The sequence below is a fragment of the Aureibaculum algae genome (assembly GCF_006065315.1).
In the GTDB taxonomy this organism is placed as follows: Bacteria; Bacteroidota; Bacteroidia; order Flavobacteriales; family Flavobacteriaceae; genus Aureibaculum; species Aureibaculum algae.
In genome coordinates, this window is record NZ_CP040749.1 from 2004822 (window position 1) to 2025266 (window position 20445).

Annotated in this window: 22 protein-coding genes and 1 pseudogene; 15 read left to right on the forward strand and 8 right to left on the reverse strand. The window is 31.7% G+C overall.

Translation table 11 applies throughout. The features are described 5' to 3' along the window. Positions 1-86 precede the first annotated feature (86 nt). Positions 87-2224: pseudogene (locus tag FF125_RS08295) on the forward strand (M1 family metallopeptidase). Between the two features lie 238 nt (positions 2225-2462). Here the strand turns inward: FF125_RS08295 and FF125_RS08300 are convergent. Next, positions 2463-2837 carry a group I truncated hemoglobin gene (locus FF125_RS08300; protein WP_138949321.1) on the reverse strand — a complete coding sequence of 125 codons (375 nt, stop codon included), beginning with the start codon at positions 2835-2837 and terminating at the stop codon, positions 2463-2465. Between the two features lie 124 nt (positions 2838-2961). Further along, positions 2962-4053, reverse strand: coding sequence for a nickel-binding protein (locus tag FF125_RS08305; RefSeq protein WP_138949322.1), 1092 nt, complete (start codon positions 4051-4053; stop codon positions 2962-2964). Between the two features lie 328 nt (positions 4054-4381). On the opposite strand from FF125_RS08305, the gene FF125_RS08310 reads away from it, so the two are divergent. The 12 genes from FF125_RS08310 to FF125_RS08365 all read left to right on the forward strand — a co-directional run bounded on the left by FF125_RS08310 (position 4382) and on the right by FF125_RS08365 (position 13472). Further along, the gene (locus FF125_RS08310) at positions 4382-4804 is read left to right on the forward strand and encodes a hypothetical protein (RefSeq protein WP_138949323.1); all 423 of its coding nucleotides are present in this window, start codon (positions 4382-4384) and stop codon (positions 4802-4804) included. Between the two features lie 241 nt (positions 4805-5045). Beyond that, a complete protein-coding gene (locus FF125_RS08315; protein ID WP_138949324.1) occupies positions 5046-5819 on the forward strand; it encodes a DUF6090 family protein in 774 nt (257 codons plus the stop codon). Between the two features lie 134 nt (positions 5820-5953). Continuing rightward, positions 5954-6142 (forward strand): hypothetical protein, encoded by a 189-nt coding sequence (locus tag FF125_RS08320; RefSeq protein WP_138949325.1) that lies wholly within the window; start codon positions 5954-5956, stop codon positions 6140-6142. A gap of 7 nt (positions 6143-6149) precedes the next feature. Then, the gene (locus tag FF125_RS08325; protein WP_138949326.1) at positions 6150-6551 is read left to right on the forward strand and encodes a hypothetical protein; all 402 of its coding nucleotides are present in this window, start codon (positions 6150-6152) and stop codon (positions 6549-6551) included. 175 nt (positions 6552-6726) lie between these two features. After that, positions 6727-7581: an alpha/beta fold hydrolase gene (locus tag FF125_RS08330; protein WP_138949327.1), complete on the forward strand. Its 855-nt coding sequence runs from the start codon at positions 6727-6729 to the stop codon at positions 7579-7581. After that, positions 7574-8074, forward strand: coding sequence for an RNA polymerase sigma factor (locus tag FF125_RS08335; RefSeq protein WP_138949328.1), 501 nt, complete (start codon positions 7574-7576; stop codon positions 8072-8074). Before FF125_RS08330 ends, FF125_RS08335 begins: the two co-directional genes overlap by 8 nt. Beyond that, positions 8064-8615, forward strand: coding sequence for a hypothetical protein (locus tag FF125_RS08340; RefSeq protein WP_138949329.1), 552 nt, complete (start codon positions 8064-8066; stop codon positions 8613-8615). The genes FF125_RS08335 and FF125_RS08340 overlap by 11 nt, the downstream gene beginning before the upstream one ends. Positions 8616-8760: 145 nt before the next feature. After that, positions 8761-9681, forward strand: a complete 921-nt coding sequence (locus FF125_RS08345) for a hypothetical protein (RefSeq protein WP_138949331.1) — start codon at positions 8761-8763, stop codon at positions 9679-9681. 185 nt (positions 9682-9866) lie between these two features. Further along, a complete protein-coding gene (locus FF125_RS08350; protein WP_138949333.1) occupies positions 9867-10334 on the forward strand; it encodes a DUF1203 domain-containing protein in 468 nt (155 codons plus the stop codon). Between the two features lie 236 nt (positions 10335-10570). Continuing rightward, positions 10571-11077, forward strand: a complete 507-nt coding sequence (locus FF125_RS08355; RefSeq protein WP_138949334.1) for a Cif family virulence factor — start codon at positions 10571-10573, stop codon at positions 11075-11077. 201 nt (positions 11078-11278) lie between these two features. Beyond that, entirely contained in the window at positions 11279-12892 is a 1614-nt protein-coding gene (locus FF125_RS08360; RefSeq protein WP_138949335.1) for a carboxypeptidase-like regulatory domain-containing protein, read from the forward strand. Positions 12893-13259: 367 nt separating this feature from the next. Continuing rightward, positions 13260-13472 (forward strand): hypothetical protein, encoded by a 213-nt coding sequence (locus FF125_RS08365; protein ID WP_138949336.1) that lies wholly within the window; start codon positions 13260-13262, stop codon positions 13470-13472. Positions 13473-13984: 512 nt separating this feature from the next. On the opposite strand, the gene FF125_RS08370 is transcribed toward FF125_RS08365, so the two are convergent. Further along, positions 13985-14260: a winged helix-turn-helix transcriptional regulator gene (locus FF125_RS08370; protein ID WP_138952472.1), complete on the reverse strand. Its 276-nt coding sequence runs from the start codon at positions 14258-14260 to the stop codon at positions 13985-13987. A 157-nt stretch (positions 14261-14417) separates the two neighbouring features. Here FF125_RS08370 and FF125_RS08375 point away from each other — a divergent pair, with 157 nt between their 5' ends. After that, positions 14418-14930 carry a VOC family protein gene (locus tag FF125_RS08375; protein ID WP_138949338.1) on the forward strand — a complete coding sequence of 171 codons (513 nt, stop codon included), beginning with the start codon at positions 14418-14420 and terminating at the stop codon, positions 14928-14930. Positions 14931-15195: 265 nt separating this feature from the next. Continuing rightward, a complete protein-coding gene (locus FF125_RS08380; protein ID WP_138949339.1) occupies positions 15196-16152 on the forward strand; it encodes a hypothetical protein in 957 nt (318 codons plus the stop codon). Between the two features lie 108 nt (positions 16153-16260). Here the strand turns inward: FF125_RS08380 and FF125_RS08385 are convergent, their stop codons facing one another. From FF125_RS08385 to FF125_RS08405, 5 genes are all read right to left on the reverse strand, one after another. After that, a complete protein-coding gene (locus FF125_RS08385; protein WP_138949341.1) occupies positions 16261-17829 on the reverse strand; it encodes an NAD(P)/FAD-dependent oxidoreductase in 1569 nt (522 codons plus the stop codon). A gap of 64 nt (positions 17830-17893) precedes the next feature. Next, complete coding sequence (locus tag FF125_RS08390; RefSeq protein WP_138949342.1) at positions 17894-18454, reverse strand: Pycsar system effector family protein; 561 nt, start codon at positions 18452-18454, stop codon at positions 17894-17896. An 81-nt stretch (positions 18455-18535) separates the two neighbouring features. After that, positions 18536-19576 carry an adenylate/guanylate cyclase domain-containing response regulator gene (locus tag FF125_RS08395; protein WP_138949343.1) on the reverse strand — a complete coding sequence of 347 codons (1041 nt, stop codon included), beginning with the start codon at positions 19574-19576 and terminating at the stop codon, positions 18536-18538. After that, a complete protein-coding gene (locus FF125_RS08400; protein WP_117880298.1) occupies positions 19576-19950 on the reverse strand; it encodes a response regulator in 375 nt (124 codons plus the stop codon). Before FF125_RS08400 ends, FF125_RS08395 begins: the two co-directional genes overlap by 1 nt. 93 nt (positions 19951-20043) lie before the next feature. After that, entirely contained in the window at positions 20044-20424 is a 381-nt protein-coding gene (locus tag FF125_RS08405; RefSeq protein ID WP_138949345.1) for a GxxExxY protein, read from the reverse strand. Between the last annotated feature and the right edge of the window lie 21 nt (positions 20425-20445).

The following is a 20445-nucleotide window of genomic DNA, read 5'->3' on the forward strand; positions in this document are numbered from 1 at the left end:
AAAAAATTATTGAATTTTCAAACAATCTTGTCAATTGCTGATTTTTTTATAAATTAGTGCTCATTTAAAACTCCAAAAATTAAAACATGAAAAAATTAACTACTGTTGTACTATCTATTTTGTTTATTTCAACTGCTGTTTTTGCACAAACCCCAACTAGAGCAACGCAGGATGGACATACAAATCAAAATAAATTTAGACAGCTTAAAGATGTATTAGCAACCCCTAATACGCAACGTACGGCCTCTGGTGCTCCTGGTAAAGACTATACGCAGCAAAAGGTAGATTATGTTATTGATCTTGTTTTAGATGATGCCAAACAAAAAATTACAGGAAGTGAAACAATTACATACCATAATAACTCAACAGATGAGCTTACTTATTTATGGTTACAATTAGATCAAAATATGCGTGCTGCAGATTCTAAAACTCCAGATATTCAACCCAGTAAAATTCCAGAAGGCACTACAAAGGTTAGATTTGACAAAAAATATATAAATAAGCCTTTTGATAGAGGATTCAATATTACAAGTGTAACCAATATAGATGATAGTAGTTTGTCACATACAATTAACCAAACCATGATGCGGGTAAAAATTTACCAGAACCGTTAGCCGCAGGTGAAACATTTCAATTCAAGGTGGCGTGGTGGTACAATATAAACAATCATAGAGTTGAAGGTGGTAGGTCTGGTTTTGAGCATTTTCCTGCTGATGGTAATAATAATTATGTTATTGCCCAATTCTTTCCGAGATTATGTGTGTATGATAATGTAGAAGGTTGGCAAAATGATCAATTTTGGGGAAGAAGTGAATTTGCTTTAGAGTTTGGAGATTATACGGTAAATATTACCACACCTTCTGACCATATGCTTGGAGCAACAGGGGTATTGTTGAATGAAAAAGAGGTTTTAACAAAAACACAACTAAAAAGGTTAGCTGAAGCAAAAAAATCTTTTGATAATCCGGTTGTAATTCAAACACAAGACGAAGCTATAAAAACTGAAAAAGGCTTTTCTAAGAAAACAAAAACATGGAAATTTTTTGCAGAAAATGTGAGAGACTATGCTTTTGCTACCTCTAGAAAATTTATTTGGGATGGTATGGCTGTTGATATTAATGGAAAAACGGTTATGGCTTATTCCTATTATTCAAAAGAAGCAAATCCATTATATGGAGATCACTCTACACGAGCTACCGCTCAAACCTTAAAAACCTATTCTAGATATACCTTTGATTATCCGTATCACAAAGCTATTTCTGTAGATGGACAAATGGGAATGGAATATCCGCAAATATGTTTCAATCCCGGTAGACCTAAAGCAGATGGAACCTACTCAGACAGAACAAAATATAGAATGATAGGTGTGACGATTCACGAAGTTGGACATAACTTTTTTCCGATGATTGTAAATTCTGATGAGCGTCAATGGACTTGGATGGATGAAGGTTTAAATTCATTTGTTCAAATGTTGGCCATGATGGATTATGAGGAAGGATATCCTTTAGGGCGAGGGTTGCCAAAAAACATTGTTGATTATATGGATGGAGATCAATCTAGAATAGCTCCGATCATGTCAAAAGGAGATAATCTATATAGTTTTGGTAGCAATGCCTATGCAAAACCAGCAACTGCATTGTGGATTTTACGTGAAACCATAATGGGTAAAGAATTATTTGATCATGCTTTTAGAACCTATTCTCAACGTTGGATGTTTAAACACCCAACACCGGCAGATTTCTTTAGATCAATGGAAGATGCTTCTGCTATTGACTTAGATTGGTTCTGGAGAGGTTGGTTCTATACAACTGATGTCACAGATATTGGTATTAAAAATGTAAAAAAGTTCTATGCTGAAGCTGGAGAAGATGATGAAATTAATTTTGTTGAAGATACTACAAAGGCGTTAAAATTTGCGTCAGCCCAAAAAGCCAATTCGAAATTTTTCTACGAAATTACATTTGATAAGCCAGGTGGTTTAGTAATGCCAATTATTGTTGAGTATACCTATGCAGATGGCTCAAAAGATAGAAAAACGTATCCAGCTCAAATTTGGAGATACAATGATAAAGAAGTAACCAAAGCAGTTTATTCTAATAAAGAAATCATAAATATCGCCATAGATCCAGATTTAGAAACTGCCGATGTAGATACTTCAAATAATAGCTGGCCCCAAAAACAAAAATCTGAATTTGAAGAATTTAAAAGTAAAATAAAGGGGTAATTGTTGCTATAAATAGAATTGATGAAGAAATTGAAAAATAACTAAAGCACAACGCTATACATTATGAATTACAAGTTCTTGCTCATTTGTGAATGCCTGCGTCGCAAGGTTTTTTATTAAAATTAGGTGCTTAACCATTTAGCTAGGCATAGCCAAACCTTTGGTAGGCATGTTATATAAAAGGTAAAAGGCTACAAAGTGAATGGATTTGGAGCTTTAATGATTTGCAGGGCAGTATTTACTTCCCTATAATCATGCCTTTTAAAGACCAAAGAATTTCGAGCACATCTTTTTTAGTTTGGGCATTTTTACCATGTTTATCAAGCACCTTGAAAATATCATCCATTGTCTCCATATATTCTACGGCACTTATATTCATTCCTCGATGGGTTGTTTCCATATCCCTACCCGTATAAACCTGTGGGCCACCACTTCCTGTTGTAAAGAAATTGACCGTATGCGTTTTAATCTTCGCTAAATTTTCTGGCTGCTCTAAATAGGGTGTAAATCGAGCGGAAATTACAGGATTGTTCATATGTGCTTCAACCACATCATCAACAATTTTTACAATACCTTTTTCGGCCCCTAATCTTTCAAATAATGACTCTGACATAATGTTGGATTTATTTAATAATTCAATTTACATCAAAAGTATCTTTTACTTTAAAGCCGCACTAACACTATTAATCCAAAAGAATGTAAATTTTGACCAATACAACATTTTACTAGTGATTATTTTATGAGTGGAGGGCGGTCAGGTATTCTTTGGGAGAGACGCCATACATGCTGCGAAAACACTTTGAATAATATGAGGAGCTGGAAAAACCACATAAAAAACCCGTTTCAGATACGGTGTGCATTCCACTATTCAGTTTATCTAATGACTTTTCTAACCTGTATTTATTAAAGTATGTGTTTAGTGAAAGTCCTAGTAAACTCACACTATTTCTATAAGCTTGAGATCTACTGTATCCAAGGCTGGAGGCAAATGTATCAATTCTCAATTCAGCATGTGAAAAATTGGATTCCAAAAAACCAAAGAGCTTATTAAAGAAAACCATTTCACCAGCACTAATTTTGATAATTTGTATTGAATTAAGATCGGTATTTGATTGCTCATTCTGATACATTTCCAACACCATGGGTGACACAGAAAAACCTCTTCCCATTTCACATAACCTCCTTGAAGTTTGTATGGTATCTTCAAATATAGATTTGTTCCCTTCTACAGGAAGTCCCGCATCCAAACCAATACTTAAACTAAGATGAGGATATATCTTTCCGAATTTTTCGTGAAGTGCTAATCCACAATGTACAGCGTCTTGGGCAGTTGTTAAAGAGATTAACAGGTTGCGGCTATCTTGCCGTACAAGTGTTCCTTGCATGGTATTGACTACTTCAATAATCTCATGAAGATAGTTTCTAATAGTCGATGCAAAACCTTGATCTAGTTTATTGTTTAACCTCCCCATTTGTATTCGAACAGAAAGTAAAAAACGAAATGCAGATTCGCCAATGACGTTCAGTTCATCCCCTGGCTTAACATCAGGATCTTCCATTCTTCCAAGAAACGATTCAACAAGACTTGGATCTACTTCAATTATTGAATGAGACAACTCACCATGTGCATGCTTGTGCATTTTGTTTACAGATGCTGCATTTGGAGCTTCAACTAAACAGAATGCCGTTTTTCGCTTATTATCAAACCAATAGGTTAATCCTCGACAATCATACTTATGCTGAACCTTAAGGTCTTCTAAATGTAACTGTGCAACGCTTTCAGCAGTTACTTCGTTAGATACATCATGACGATCCATGTATATTGGCATAGGTATTTATTTGAATCAACAATATAAGAATATTAAGTTTGTTTTTATTTGATTAATTATAAAACCTACGGCTTACAAAGAACTATGGTGCAACGCACGTAACATTTCATTAGAATATATATTGAAATAAATTATAGGTATCTTAGATTTTTAAACAGCATATTACAAGACTAGCCCTTAAAAGCAACATACGGTTGACCTCAAATGATAAGGAATATAACCTAAGGAGAATGTTGCAGGTATCACTTGAATTCAATTGACATAATTTTTTTTATTAACTTAAGGTTAAGTTACTTATCTTTAGATGCAATTAATAAATCTTTTTATTATGGGACAAGATCTGAAACCACCAACTTCTTTTTGGCTCGTAGCCATTTTTGCCCTTTTGTGGAATATTATTGAAATCTACTTTAGTTCTTATGAAATTGATTTTCTTCAAGAAAATTCAACAACTGAAGAATTCGAGAAAATACAGTCGCTTCCTTTTTGGTATATCATTGTGTTTATGGTTGCTTTATTTTCTGAAATGCTAGGAAGTTTTATGCTTTTTATGAGAAAAAAAATTGCGACTAAATTTTTTGCAATAGCATTAATTTCTTTGCTTTTTATAGAATTTTATTGGCTAATTGTTTTTGACATTAAAAAAACCTCCATTGTATTTTATGCTATTATACCTGCTGTAGTTATTGCGATAGCAACCTTTCTTTATTTCTATAGTAAAAGAGCCACTAAGAAGGGTTGGCTTAAATAGACATGAAGCATTGCATTCGTACTAAACGAAATAAAGCGATAATTAATAATTAATTCCACCATTCGTATTTAATGGCTAGATCTTACCCATTTACGAATTTCAAAATGTTATGTCTCGCGTTCCGAGACATCAGAATTTCTTATGATGCGTCAGAAGGTTTTTTTTGCTAAATTAGAGGCACAAACCAAGCAACAAAACCGTTGTGATTCATCCTGAGTACACGGGGACCAAACTTTAACCAATGATAAAATTCTTTCGTAAAATTCGTCAAAAACTACTATCTGAAAACAAATTCAACAGGTATTTGCTCTATGCTATAGGAGAAATTGTACTTGTAGTTATTGGAATACTGATTGCCTTACAGATTAATAATTGGAATGAGAATAGAAAAGTGAATATCATTCAACAAAAATATCTAACCTTATTAAAGCACGAGGCCTTAAGCAACATTTCTGGGATAGATAATGAAACACATAAAATTAAAATAATGACGGAAGGACAAAGAGAGATTTTTCGGCTAATTGATGCCTCTAAAGATACGTTGACTGAAGAATATATTAATCAAACTTTCTTTAAAGCATTTACCACATTAGTTGGTTATAATTATGAAAACAGTGTGCTTACCGAAATTAAAAATTCAGGAGAGCTCAAAAACATAAAAAACGATAGTATAAGAATGACATTAATGGCACTCGAATCTTATTATGAAAACGTAAAATATCAAGAAAACGCTGTAAATATTTTACAACAAAAAATAATAGATCACGTAGGTCTAAATGGCGATTTAAGACAGGTTATAGAAAGCTACGATTATTATAAGTATTTAGGTATAGGCAAGACTAAAGCCATCAGCAAAGGAAATAAATACATTCTTGAGGATGCTTATTTTAAGAACAAAATGATTGAATATTTAGGTGTAACCATAAATTTAACTAACATCATTTACCCAACAATGAAAGAACGATATATTGATGTTATGAATAGAATTGATGAAGAAATTGACGATAAGAAGTAAACGAAAAATAACAAAAGTACAATAAAGAACTTAGGTACAACATCAGTAAAATTTCATTAAATTATATATTGAAATAAGTTTACAGCTATCTTTATACTTTTTAACACCATATTTTGTGATGAAACATTTGAGTAATGAGTAAAACATTTAAAATAGTATTAGCAATACTAGTACTGATTTCGGGTTGGTTTATGATTGGAATAGGGTATACCACAAAAATGGGTCATCCAACAAGTACATTTTTATTTCTCTTTGGAATGGCGTGCTTTTTTATTGGATGTATAGGGTTACTAAGAGTACTCAAAGCGACTAAAAAATCTTAAGTAAAAAATGAAATTTTATAAACCTCTATTTTCCATAATTGTAATTCTTGTACAATTGATTTTATCTCTAATAGATCATTTTCAACATCTTGAATGGATTAAAGAGAAGGAAATAACTGATCCAGGTTTTTTAGATTTGATTTCTTACAGCGTTTCTTACGATTCTTTGTTTCTATTCGTGTTAATAATTGGAATTTTTGAAATGCTAACAAAACCAAGTTGGTTTAAAACGGCAATCCGAATGTTATTAATTTGTATTGTGCTAGGAACACAATTTTCTGGATTAATACCAATAAAAGATTTTTATTTTGGAGTATATAATACTGCTTGGTTCTCGGCTGTTGCTGCTTTTATATTACTACTCTGGAAAATTGTAAAATATGCTGATGAAAAAGGGACTATAATTTAATAAAACAGCAGGTACGATCATTAATAATTAATTTATTGGATTTAAGAGATCCTTGTTCAACAGTTTGACCATCCCTTCTTCAAGAATAAATTGAATCTATTTTAGTTCCCTTTTAAAAATAAAATGTAACATTTTTTGAGTTCCGCATCTAAAGAGAAATCAAAACTTAGAAACAATGAAAAATGTTATTGTATTATTAGTATTCTGTGTATTTACTTTATCAATTTACGCAACCAACGAAAATGAACCTATCCATATAGAAGTTATTGGAAAAGGTAACCCTATAGTGTTAATTCCTGGTTTTACCGTTCCTGGAGAGATTTGGAATCCACTAGTAAAAGAGTTAGAAAAGAATTACGAATGCCACATCGTTACGTTAGCGGGTTTTGGAGGAAAAGAACCTATTGAATTTCCTTGGTTGCCAAAAGTAAACGAGGCCATTAAAAACTATATCGTAAACAATAATTTACAAAATGCGACTATAATTGGTCACAGTTTAGGAGGTACTATTGCCACTTGGCTTGCGAGTAATGATGATTTGAAACTTTCAAAAATTGTATTGATTGATGCTCTACCAGCTTCTGGTGCATTAATGATTCCTGATTACAATGCTGAAAACTTGGTTTATGAAAACCCCTATAATGATCAGCAATTAGCCATGAGCGATAAAGAATTTGAACAAGTTGCAGTAGCGATGTCAAAAGGTATGAGTACCAATGCATCAGCACAAGAAAGAATTAAAAATTGGATACTCGAAGCTGACCGAAAAACATATGTTTATGGATATACCGATTATCTTAAATTAGACCTTCGAGAAGATTTAAAAAAGATATCGATTCCTGTTACCATAATTGCAGCATCAAAACCTTATGGAAAAGAAATGGTTACACAAACTTTTAAAAGTCAATACGAAAATTTAAAAAAATATGATTTTATTGTAGCTGATGACAGTGCCCATTTTATTATGTTAGACAAACCGAAATGGTTTTTAAGTCAACTACAAACGATTTTATCATCAAAGAATGAATAGAGAACAAGAGTTTACCGGTATTTATAATTCATATGCTTCTAAAGTCCATAGATTGTGCTTAGGCTATGCGTCTGGTAATAATGAGCTTGCAAAAGAATGGCTTCAAGAAACTTTTATTAAGGTTTGGAAACATAGCAATTCATTTAAAGGGAAGTCGTCAATTGACACTTGGATTTATAGAATAGCCGTAAATGTATGTTTAGGAGATTTACGTAAATCCAAAAAAAACGTGACTATAAATGAAGACGTATTAACAACTAGTAGTGCTGATGATACTGATGATGCTACTGTTGAAACAGAAAAGAATATCAAAAAAATGTATCAGTGTATTGATCAACTAAACGAGCAAAATAGAGCACTGATATTATTAGAACTAGAAAACATACCACAAGCTACTATTGCAGATACCGTAGGTTTAGCACACGGAACATTACGAACACGATTGAGTCGTATTCGGAAATCACTTTTAAAATGTATTACAAATGGAAAATGATAATTTAGATAAGTTATGGGGGAGTCAAGGTAATGATATCTCAGCCTATAGTGCTAAAGACATAATTACAAAAGCAAAGAAACAACGCAACAGCCAATATATCAGTATCATTGTGATGTCTGTTACCGCAGTGGTTTTAATGGTCTATGCTTTTTATTTCGCATTCAATCAATGGAACACCTTTAATCTAGGACTTTTACTTATGATTTCTAGTCTTACATTTCGAATTGTCTTAGAGTTTTATACGGTATATCGTAAAGAAAAACAACTTATTTCAATGGCTCAAAAACCGTACTACGCCTATCTGAAAAGGTATTATAAAATTCGATTACTCATAAATTATGTGGTTACACCTGTTTGTATTGCAATTTACATCATTGGATTTTATTTGCTATTACCTTACTTTAAGGAATACTTTTCCAAAGGATTCTATACCTACATCCTAATTTCAGGTGTTATTTCTCTTCTTGGTGTTATCGCCTTAATAATATACGGTACCATCAAAGAACAACGTTTTTTAAAACAATTGAATAAAGGATAAAAAAATGGCTTGGTTTTACAGTACTTACTAATTTCGAAGTGTTACGTCTCATGTTCAGTGACTTAGAAGTTTTATTTGCGATTTATTTACTAACTTAGTTGCGGAACCACGTAACACGAGCGAAGCAAACTTTAAGACAAAAACGATGAGAAAACAAACGTTAATAAATTTAATTGCTGTTGTCATATGTTTTTTGACAACACAAATGAAAGCACAAGAATCTTGGATTGACGAATCTATTCATGACGGATTAATAGAATTGGACACAGAATATTCGTTTAAGACGTTGGTTTCAAATGATTCCATAAAGAACACCACCGAGACGCTTAAAAACATCAATAATGCAAAACTTTATTTTGACAAAATTTTTCAAACTGATTTGGAATTTGCTGTTATGTTTATTGAAAACAAAGAATGGAATACCTATGCCTATTTTCCACCGCCAGGGTTGCCTCAAGCAGGAAACGGTAATGTAATTCTAGGGTTGGACAAATCGATTGTTTCAATAGAAGTAGAAAAAATGATTCACCAATTACCAGTACAATATTTAAGTAAATTAAAGTCTGTTTACGGAGAAAAAATAGATTTAGATCTCTTTTATCGTGAGACATTATCAATTCACGAACTCGCACATCTCTATCATTTTAAAGAAGGTACTGAACCTCAAAGAAAGTGGCTTCAAGAAGTATTCGCTACAATGAGTATGTATGCTTTTATAAAGAACAAGTGCAATTCTTGTTATGATTTAATGAATACCTATCCTGAATTTACAATACAATCAGGAGACAAAATGGCTGAATTTAAAACACTCAAGGATTTTGAAGAAAAATATGTTCAAAAATTATCACCACAAAACTACGAATGGTTTCAAATGCAATTCTATAAAAATGCTAAATCAATACTAGATTTAAAAGGCGATGGTATTGTAACGAAACTTCGAAACTTTTTAATTGAAACAGATTTGAGCAAAACGGATAAGCTTTCTGACACGGAACTAAAAACTCGTTTGGAAAAAGAAGTTGGGAAAGAAATAGCTAATATCTTGAATAATTGGAATTATAAATAACAGTGGTCCATAAAAGTAGGGTTATACTCAATTACTTGGTTTTAGACTACTTAAGAGTCTATAATTGTCGGACTAGCGTTCCATGACTTTCGGGTTTTTTAGGTTTTATTTACTAAATTAGTTGCTGAAACAATACAACTAATTAGAAACAAGCAAGTTGTACAACATTTAAAAAAAACGAAAATATGAGTTTTAGAATATATGCTCTTGATGACAAAAAGTTTAGTCAACTTTTCGAATTATCCGATTTTGAACTTGAAAAAATCGGTGGAAAAAGAATGACTGTTGATGAAAATCCGGGTTTTCCTTGTAGAGTTAGTTTAGAAGACGCAGCAATAGGAGAAGAAATTATACTAATTCCCTATGATTTTCATAATACCATCGGTCCATATCAAGCGAAAGGACCCATATTTATTCGTAGAAATATAAAAACTAAAAAATTAGCTAAAAATGAAATTCCAAAAATGTTGAATCATAGATTACTCTCATTTCGAGGGTATGATAAAAACGGAATTATGAAATCTGCTATAACAGAAAAAGGAGACAAAACGAAAGAAATTATTGAAAAAGTATTTGATAATGACGAAATAGAATACATTCATATTCATAATGCGAGTCCTGGCTGCTATAATTGTGAAGTAAAAAGAATATAAAAATGAACAGTACGCATTAGTTTTTACGATAAATTTGATATGACATTTCCAGCAAAATAAGCAAGCTGAATATCGAATTCTTAATCTTTAAAACGCTGAATAGGGAATCGAAATCTAATGAAAAAGGATCCCATTATTTTAGAAAAAAACAAAAATATAAAATGCAAACAACAGAAAATAAGTATTGAAAATTATTCAAAGACCCTACCGAGGTCTGTAATCTTAACTATATAGATATGAAAAATAATCATTTTAAACTTTTCGGAAAATTGAATAGCCTATTCTTTTTATTGAGTCTCTTTTTATTTATCAATTGTCAAACCAAAGTAAGTATAAAAAAAGAGGTTAAAACGTCTAATGAGGAGCTAGAAGCATTGATTAAGGCCCAAGTTGATAGTCTTTATAAGGTGTATACAAAATTTTATTATGACTGGATAAATTTTTACGAAGATAAATTTACTGGTGTTTATCCAGAAACTCCAATAGAGATAATCACTAAAGATTCATTAAAGTCACAATGGAAACGTATTTACGATAAATACGATGTAAAATTAATTAGTCGTGGAGAACCTTCAGTTATCGTTTCGGAAGATATGGCAATTTCTCACAATAGTTTCAACGAAATTTTTATAAATAAAAAAACGAACGATACTATTAAAAATGTAGGTACTTATATTATTGCTTGGAAAAGACAATCTAATGATTCTTGGAAAATTGTTTTTGAAACATTACATAATAATTAGTACCTTTTAAAAACAACGGTTGTAAAAAAAGGTCATTATAAGTCAAATTACAAAACAATCTATTTCAGTTTACTTTTCGCATAAAAATCAGGTTTTTATTTATTAAATTAGGTGCTTAAACTATCCAACACATGAGTGAAGCATACAAAATACAAGACCATTACTCAACATTTGGATAATCAAGATAAGACATAACATTTGATGTACTCAATTTCTAATAAATTAGGCTTATTTTTTTTATTAATCTTTTTAATTCAATCCAATAAAATTGAAGGTCAAGAAGCTGAATTTATTTACGGTAAATTAATGAATTCTGTAGATAAAACTCCCATACCCTTTGCAACCATACTAATTAAAAATAAAGCTAAAGGATTAATATCGAACATAGATGGAGGATTTAAAGTACCTTCTAAATTTCAAAAATCAGGAGACACTTTGGTAATATCTTCAATCGGATATTCCTCAAAGGAAATACCATTACTAAGCCTCGATAAGAACTTAATTAATCCAATTACTTTAATTGAAATAATAGAAAGATTAGATGAAGTAGTGCTAATATCTTATAAGAAAAGAAGTAGTGCGAAAGAAATTGTTCAAATTGCATTAGATAAAATTCCTGAAAATTATCCTTTCATTCCATTTTCCTACGTGGGCTATTATAGAGATTATCAAATGAAAGAAGGGAAGTATTTAAATCTAAATGAAGCTTTGATGCAAGTTTTTGATTCTGGCTTTGGTGTTAACGATTTAAATGAAACTAAAACAAGAATATATCAGTATAAAAACAACCCATTCTTTCCAACTGATACCATTGCTGCCAAGCCTTATGATTATTCGAACAGAAGGAAAGTCATTTCTAATGCCACTATAAGTGCACCAGGAGGTAATGAGTTCACTATTCTTAGATTAAGTGATGCTCTTCGCAACTATAATTTAAATAGTTATGATTTTGTAAATCGTTTAGATGTAAACTTTGTTATAAATCATGAATTTAATCTACTACCTGATACCTTTATTGATAACATCCCTCTTTATTCCATAGATATTTATAAAACGTTAGGCAACATTAGTGTTTCGGGTAAAATTTTTATTAGCAAAAGTGATTTTAAAATTTACAAAATACAATATGCGGTTTATGATAAGAAAAAATCAGTAGGATCTCGAAAGAAATTACAAACAGATTCTAACCTATCAAAAACAAAGGATAAAAATCTTGAAAAATTACTTTATGATATCACATTAGAATATCAATTACATAAAGGAATAATGTATCCTAATTATATTTCTTTTAAGAATTCATTTGAAAGCTTACAACCTCCAAAATTTTTTCCACTTGATGCGAAAATCAATTATACAAACCGTAAAAAACTTACTTATAATAGTATTGAACTAGCTTTTAATAATACGCCATTATTAAAAGATGCCATGAAGAAAGGAAATTATAAAATATCTTATAACGATAAAAAATTAAAAATTGATCGTATTGAAGTTAAAAATAATATAGTGTTATTATATCTGAATAAAGAAATGGTTTTTGACTCTATAAAAATGCAATCATCAAGCGAATCTGTCTATGAAGATGTAATGGTAAAAACCAAAAACATAAAGGACATTTATGGCAATGTAATGCACCAACAAGAATATGGAAGTTATAATCAATATAGAGAGTTTTTTGTTCAAGAACTTAAAGTAAATGCTGAAAAACCATTGGACACTTTGTATATGCTTAAGACTGAACCCATTTTTAAAAACCAACCTATTGCTCCCTTTAAGAATCTTTCAGATTACTGGATGAATACGCCTCTAAAAAATTAAAGCGTAGATGAAAACGTTTGGTAACATCATGTAAAATTGATTGCATGGCACGAGCCTACTTGTAAAATCCTCCACAAGCAGGTATGAAAGGCCTAATTTGCTTAGCGTTTGGTTTATATTAACTAAATTAGTTGCTGAACCAAGCAACCAAATAAATACACATACGTTACCTATTATCACAGAAAAACGAACATACCGATGAATACCTATGAATGATATATATGTTATTACAGCACTGCTTATTATCTTGATAAGCCATTTGGTAGCCATTACTATCGTGTATAAAAAGCGAAAAACAACTTTAATAATACCGTATTTAAATGCTGTAATTGTGATAGGTATATTTATTTTTTGGATACTAAATAGCATGAATATAAAACAACATAACTTCGAGTTGAGAGCATTGTTTGGAATAGGGATGGAAGCTTGTATTTTAATAGTTGCTCTTTACGCCATTAAGGGGTTTTACAAAAAAACATATGTAAAAGTTATCAATTATATTGGCTTTGCAATTCATTTGTTGGCTACAACAGGAATGCTTTATTATATAACGACATTTAAATTTGATAGACTTTTTTAACAATAATTAGGCTGGTCAATTAAAAAATAATTTTAGTATTTTTTAGCATTGACGCTATTATTTAAATGAACTACATTAGTTGTTTAACATGGTAACTATTTTCTAGGATCATTATTTTTATCCTTTAAGTAAATGAAAACAATATGAACCAACAAACAATTTATAAAATTTTCATTTTCATACTTTTCTTTACTTCGTATGGATGTAACCAAACACCCCGAAGTAAACGATAGCTACCCCTCGCAAAAATTGATTCCGTTAAAAGACCAAAAATTGAAGCGAAAACAAAAACCATTATAGATAGGTACTACTATTTTTTCTGCACAATGGATAGGAATATACCGATCAAGGAATAACGGGAATAGTTGGAGTAGGCTAGAAGGACTTCCAGATTCCACAGCTTTTTCAACACTTGAAATTACTGATTATGGAATTATAGCAGGCATTTCAATTCGATAAAACAGTGGATATCGAGGATAGACTTTATATACATCTAGAATTAAAACAAGTACTTAATTTTGACAATCATTTGCTCCCCAGCTATCTAAACTTCTAAGGATTTTTTCAAGTGATTTTCCTCTCGTACTTAATTTGTACTCCACTCTAGGAGGAACTACAGGGAAAATTTTCCTAGAAATAAGCCCATCTTTTTCTAACTCTCTTACAGTTTGAGTAAACATTTTATTTGAAATACCTATAATTTTCTTTTGCAATATGCCAGATCGCTGTGCACCTTCTAACAAATGAAATAGAATTAAAGGTTTCCATTTGGTTCCAATTAAATGCATGGTGTAATTTAAAGGGCAACTTATTTTTTTATTCAAAATTATCGATTTAATATTCTGATATTCCGTATTTTACACTATTTAGTAACTATGCCACTTTTGGGTAAGTTATTGCTCATATGGCAAATATAAATTAATTTCGCAATCTAAATTAAATTCTATGACGACGATTAAAAATTATCCAAAATCTTTTTCACATATTGGAATTACTGTTCCCGATATACATAAAGCAGTAAAATTCTATTCAGAAGTAATGGGATGGTATATAATTATGGAACCATCTAAGGTTACAAAAGAAAAAGAAACAGCAATTGGTCAAATGTGTATTGATGTTTTCGGAGAGGACTGGACTGAATTTGAAATTGCTCATTTAGCAACGTCAGATGGTATTGGTATTGAATTATTTTCCTTTCCAAATGGAATAAAAGAAGCACCTGAATTTAATCCTTTTAACACAGGTCTTTTTCATTTTTGTGTTCAAGATCCAAACATTGAAGAGCTCATTGATAAAATTGTTTCATATGGAGGTAAACAAAGAATGCCAATTAGAGCATACTATCCAAAAGATAAGCCCTTTAAAATGTGCTATGTTGAAGACCCATTCGGAATTGTTTTTGAAATCTATACCCATAGTTATGAATTGACCTATTCTTCAGGGGCGTATTCAAAATAGGGAATAGGGGATGAGCTACGTTTCAGTTGCACACAATGTCTCAGAAAATAGAAAAATCATTTAAAAGGCAGTCAAACCATAATACGATAAAACACGCTCTACATATTGTAAATAAACACTTAAAAATAAATAAGTAATTGAGTTTCCATGTATCTTTATTCTTTGAAATAATAAATAAGAAATAGTTGATTTCAGTGAAAAATGATTGAATCTGAAATCATATTTGAGTACAAATAAGCATGCCAAACTCAACTTTGAATTTATAATGGAATTATTTATACTTTATACTGGTTTTTTACTTGCGGCTTATGCCGTAATTGGAAATGACGTTATTCAAACATTAGGTACCTTTCTCTCTTCTAATAGCAAAACACATTGGTTATATCTATGGGCATTTGCGTCTACCATTTTATCAGCAACTTTAATTTATGGGTGGTATAGTTACGGAGGAGATGTATCTTACCAACGCTTAGATCAAGTCTCCCTTCCAGAAACGTTAATGTGGTGGCATTTATTAGCTCCTATTACCTTATTGGTAATAACACGGTTTGGAATACCGGTGAGTACTACATTTATGATTCTCAGTGTTTTTTCGAGCCAACAGATTATCGAAAAAATGATGCTAAAATCCGTTTATGGTTATGGTATTTCGGTCATTACAGCCTTTGTACTGTATTTATTAATTGCCCAGAGATTTGAATCGAAAAGCTCTATTGACAAGCTTAGAAAAACCAATCAAAAGCGATTTTGGATAATTGCTCAATGGGGTTCAACGGCATTTTTATGGTCGCAATGGCTCATTCAGGATTTTGCTAATATTTATGTTTTTCTACCAAGGAAACTATCACTAGTGGAGTTGCTTGGTTCTTTAGTTGTAATCTTGACCATTATGGCCTATATTTTTAAAAATAGAGGCGGTAAAATTCAAGAGATGGTGAATCAGAAAGTAAATACTAGAAACATCCGTTCTGCTACTATAATAGACCTGTGTTATGGAATAATTCTATTTGTATATGGAAACTATAACTCAATTCCAATGAGTACAACTTGGACTTTTATTGGTATTCTTGCTGGGCGTGAAATCGCAATAAATTACCTTCTAAATAAAGGGAAATTAAAAACTTCTTATAAACTCATTGCTAAAGATTTCGCAAAAGTAAGTATTGGCCTCGCCATTAGTATTTTTATTGTTTATTTGATTCAATTTATCAAAACAATCTAATAAATACTGCTGCAGTATTACTCGATTGTAAATGGAAAATTGACCAAAGAATCCAAAAGGAAAAATGGTTGTTAGTTTAAAAAGAATTGTAAAAAATGACGGAACACCTTACTTCCGTTCTTGAAAAGACTGTATTGCCGCTTCAACACAACGTTCGCCATCCATAGCTGCAGAAACAATTCCACCAGCATAACCACCACCTTCACCACAAGGAAATAAGCCCTCTATTTGTGGATGCTCTAAATTTTCGTTTCTAGGAATTTTAACAGGAGAAGACGTTCTAGATTCTACACCTACAACATTAGCTTCTTCGGTATAAAAACCTTTCATTTTTTCGCCAAAAACTTTAAATCCCGTACGTAATCTACTACCTATAATTTTAGGTAATAGTGAATGTAACGTCGCTGATTTTAATCCTGGTTGATAAGACGTTGAATTTAAATCTGAAGATAATTTGCCCGTTACAAAATCGGTCAATCGTTGTGCGGGTGCCGTTTGTGTCTTACCTCCTGCATTAAATGCTAACTTTTCTAAACTTTTTTGAAACTCTAAGCCTTTTAATTGGCCAAACTGATTAAAATTTGAAATGTCTTTCTCTACATCAATTTCTACAACAATACCTGAGTTTGCAAATTCATTATTTCGTTTTGAAGGAGACATGCCGTTGACTACAACTTCGCCCATGGCGGTTGCTGCAGGTACAATAAAGCCACCCGGACACATACAAAAAGAATACACACCACGGTCTTTTACCTGATGCACTAAACTATAAGGTGCGGCTGGTAAAAGTTCATCTCTTTTACCTTCGCAATGGTATTGAATAGAATCAATAATATGTTGTGGATGCTCTACACGAACCCCCATAGCAAATGATTTGGCTTCTATGGCAATATCTTTTTTATGTAATAAATAGTAAATATCTCTAGCAGAATGCCCTGTGGCCAAAATAACAGCTTGGGTATCCATTTCAATATCATTCTGTAGGCGAATGGCTTTTAGGCTGTTGTTTTTAATGACAAAATCAACAACGCGACTTTCAAAATGAATTTCTCCACCATGTTTTAAAATGACCTCTCTAATATTTTCTACTATTTTAGGTAGTTTGTTTGTACCTATATGCGGATGTGCATCAATAAGAATTTGCTCTGTAGCTCCATGAAATACAAATTGTTCAAATATGCGTCTTACATTTCCACGTTTTAAACTTCGGGTGTATAATTTACCATCAGAATAGGTACCAGCACCACCTTCACCAAAACAGTAATTTGAATCTTCATCTACAAAATGGTCTTGATTGATGGCTTTTAAATCGCGTCTTCGTTCTTGTACTTTTTTACCTCGTTCTAAAACAATAGGTTTATAACCTAATTCAATACAGCGTAAGGCGGCAAACATACCGGCGGGACCGAATCCGATTATGTGAATGGGCTTTGCATTGGCAACATCTTTATAATGAAACGCTTTAATAGTAGGCTCAGGTGCAGGTTCATTGATATACACAGCAACCTTATAGTTGGTGATAATTGTGGGCTTACGAGCATCAATAGATTTTCTTAAAATTTTGACACTTTCAATATGCTTAACTGCAGTTGCTAATTGTTGAGCAGCCTTAATTTTAAGAATGTCTGCTATTTTTTCTTCTTTTAACTTTACCCGGAGCTGTATTTCTTTTACCATCACTGCAAAAGTAGTTAAATTCAGAACACAAAATCACGATTAGAATTTATGATTTTAGGAAGCATTATGAAAATACGATAGCGTAGTAAGTAATAATAATGAATAGAAATACCAATCCTAAGGCTAAAAACCGTAATGCTCTATTTACATTTTTAAATTTTAAGGCAGCAATTTTTGAATTGATATAGACTTGTTGTCCTAATTGATCAAACAATCGGTCTTCATCCTTGCTAATTTCATGAAACAATTTCGAGAATTGTTTAATGTCACCAAATTTGGTAATTACATCACCAAAAAAGAAAATATTTTTATCAAACTTCGTTTCAATTCTTGGCATAAAGCATCGAATACAGAAGTACACCGAAATAATAGTACATATAAGCCAAAGGCCTAAGAGAATATAAAGAAAGGTGTGGTACGAATCTGTACCTGAGACACTTGCGAAGCTTTTGTAGATAAAATTGAATAAAATTCCATAGAATGAAAGAATTAGACCTGCCTTAATTTCGGAGGCCTTAATTAAATTAAAAATATAATTGATGCTTCCCCAATAATGATCTACTAAATCATCTGTATGTTTGTTTTTAATTTGGGGTGGGTTTTGCTGTGCTTCCGGTATTTCCATATTCCTAAATTGTTTTTATTTCAATTGCGATACCTCGCGTTTGGACTACTTTATTTTTATGCCTTAAACCTTACATTTATTTTATTCCAATACTTCATAAATAGTTATTGCTTCCGATTTGTTTTTCACAGTAATACTGCCTAATGATTTACAAACAAATGACTCTTTAATGTGCTCGTGACAGGTTTCACAAATAATTATTTGATTTTCCTTGGCGGCATCTTGCAAACGAGCGGCGGTATTAACAGTATCTCCGATAACTGTATAATCTAATCTTTTTAAACTTACGGAGCCTATATTACCAGAAATCATCTCCCCACTTTTAATACCAATAGATACTTTAGGTTTAAACTTAATGGTATCTCCCATTTCAGGTAAATTATTTATTTTATTTCGTACCGCTAATGCAGCATCAATAGCTCTATCTAAATGATATTCACCTCTAAATACAGCCATAATAGCATCGCCAATAAATTTATCGATATACCCTTCTTGATTCATTATTTCTTTAACCATCTCGTCGAAATAAGAATTAATCATGGTAACTACGGTATCTGCAGGAGCATGTTCACTAATTTTTGTAAACCCACATATATCTATAAAAACGACGGTAGCTTCTATAGTTTCATTAGCCATAATCGTGTTTTCATACTCACGGCTTCCCATAAAATTAAGCACATTTTCGTCAACATACATTTTTAAGATGTTGTTTTCTTTAATAGCCTGAAGGGTTTCTTTGATGTGTTTCGCGTGTTTTATGGTTTTCTCCATAGTCAGCGTAAGGTCTTCAAAATTAATAGGCTTGGTAATAAAATCGAAAGCACCTCGGTTCATGGCAACACGTATGTTATCCATATCTCCATATGCAGAAACAATAACCGATTTAATGAGTGGACTAGATTCACTCAATTTGGTCAATAAAGTTAAGCCATCCATTTCGGGCATGTTAATATCGCTCAATACGATATCTGTATCAGGCTCCGCAATCAATTTTTCAAGGGCATCTTTACCATTGATTGCAAATAGAAATTCGTACTCTTTTTGCCGAATCTGTTTACGGAATTTTTGCTTAATTAGTGTTTCTAAATCCGGCTCATCGTCTACTACTAGTATTTTTGCCATTAGATATTATTTATTAGTTTATCTTTTAATAATTTAAAATCAACTGGTTTGGTTAAAAAGTCGTCTGCTCCTAAACTTTTGGCGGTGTTAAAGTTTTCTTCATCACCATAAGCGGTAATCATCATTACTACTGGAGGCGGTGCTAGATATTCCTTTTTAATTTTTTTTAACAGTTCAAGTCCGCTCATACCAGGCATATTAATATCTGAAAGAATTAAAACGGCTTCCTGTTTCATACTCTCTAATACAGTTAAGGCTTCTTCTCCAGAAAAGGCAAAGACGAACTCGAGTTCTCCCTTGCGAATTTCTTTTCTAAAACGTTGTTGAAATAAGGTCTTAACATCGTGCTCATCGTCAACTACTAATATTTTCATAATTTAAAGGGGTTTTATCATTGATTATTATTTGATTAAATTGATTTCTCAGATTTATTATTACTGATTAAATGTATTGTTAGATTTCACTAACTACAATACATATCTTTTAAATGTTAAACTTTTCGATCCAAAATTGATTAATAAACCAACTTCGAGTTTGTAGGCCTTTAGGTAGTTTAAAACCTGTGCCAAATGTGCATCTTGTAATTCGATAACTGCTTTTAATTCAACCAGTACTTTTTCTTCCACTACAAAATCGGCTCTTCTTTTTCCAATAGGTTTCGCTAAATTTTTATAATATATTTTTTGTTCAATTTCTCTTTTAAATGACAGATCTGCTTGTTCAAATTCCCATGCCAATGCTCTTTGGTAAATTACCTCCTGAAAACCATTGCCAAAGAATTTATGAACTTCAAATGAAGCACCAATTATCTTTTCGGTTATGTTTTTGTATTTTAATTCATGATTCATAAATTCTATATGTAAACTGTG

Coding starts and splice junctions, on each gene's coding strand:
- FF125_RS08300 (WP_138949321.1), bottom strand. CDS start 2,837: ATGTCAGAGTCATTATTTGAAAGATTAGGGGCCGAAAAAGGTATTGTA.
- FF125_RS08305 (WP_138949322.1), bottom strand. CDS start 4,053: ATGCCAATATACATGGATCGTCATGATGTATCTAACGAAGTAACTGCT.
- FF125_RS08310 (WP_138949323.1), top strand. CDS start 4,382: ATGGGACAAGATCTGAAACCACCAACTTCTTTTTGGCTCGTAGCCATT.
- FF125_RS08315 (WP_138949324.1), top strand. CDS start 5,046: ATGATAAAATTCTTTCGTAAAATTCGTCAAAAACTACTATCTGAAAAC.
- FF125_RS08320 (WP_138949325.1), top strand. CDS start 5,954: ATGAGTAAAACATTTAAAATAGTATTAGCAATACTAGTACTGATTTCG.
- FF125_RS08325 (WP_138949326.1), top strand. CDS start 6,150: ATGAAATTTTATAAACCTCTATTTTCCATAATTGTAATTCTTGTACAA.
- FF125_RS08330 (WP_138949327.1), top strand. CDS start 6,727: ATGAAAAATGTTATTGTATTATTAGTATTCTGTGTATTTACTTTATCA.
- FF125_RS08335 (WP_138949328.1), top strand. CDS start 7,574: ATGAATAGAGAACAAGAGTTTACCGGTATTTATAATTCATATGCTTCT.
- FF125_RS08340 (WP_138949329.1), top strand. CDS start 8,064: ATGGAAAATGATAATTTAGATAAGTTATGGGGGAGTCAAGGTAATGAT.
- FF125_RS08345 (WP_138949331.1), top strand. CDS start 8,761: ATGAGAAAACAAACGTTAATAAATTTAATTGCTGTTGTCATATGTTTT.
- FF125_RS08350 (WP_138949333.1), top strand. CDS start 9,867: ATGAGTTTTAGAATATATGCTCTTGATGACAAAAAGTTTAGTCAACTT.
- FF125_RS08355 (WP_138949334.1), top strand. CDS start 10,571: ATGAAAAATAATCATTTTAAACTTTTCGGAAAATTGAATAGCCTATTC.
- FF125_RS08360 (WP_138949335.1), top strand. CDS start 11,279: ATGTACTCAATTTCTAATAAATTAGGCTTATTTTTTTTATTAATCTTT.
- FF125_RS08365 (WP_138949336.1), top strand. CDS start 13,260: ATGAATATAAAACAACATAACTTCGAGTTGAGAGCATTGTTTGGAATA.
- FF125_RS08370 (WP_138952472.1), bottom strand. CDS start 14,260: ATGCATTTAATTGGAACCAAATGGAAACCTTTAATTCTATTTCATTTG.
- FF125_RS08375 (WP_138949338.1), top strand. CDS start 14,418: ATGACGACGATTAAAAATTATCCAAAATCTTTTTCACATATTGGAATT.
- FF125_RS08380 (WP_138949339.1), top strand. CDS start 15,196: ATGGAATTATTTATACTTTATACTGGTTTTTTACTTGCGGCTTATGCC.
- FF125_RS08385 (WP_138949341.1), bottom strand. CDS start 17,829: ATGGTAAAAGAAATACAGCTCCGGGTAAAGTTAAAAGAAGAAAAAATA.
- FF125_RS08390 (WP_138949342.1), bottom strand. CDS start 18,454: ATGGAAATACCGGAAGCACAGCAAAACCCACCCCAAATTAAAAACAAA.
- FF125_RS08395 (WP_138949343.1), bottom strand. CDS start 19,576: ATGGCAAAAATACTAGTAGTAGACGATGAGCCGGATTTAGAAACACTA.
- FF125_RS08400 (WP_117880298.1), bottom strand. CDS start 19,950: ATGAAAATATTAGTAGTTGACGATGAGCACGATGTTAAGACCTTATTT.
- FF125_RS08405 (WP_138949345.1), bottom strand. CDS start 20,424: ATGAATCATGAATTAAAATACAAAAACATAACCGAAAAGATAATTGGT.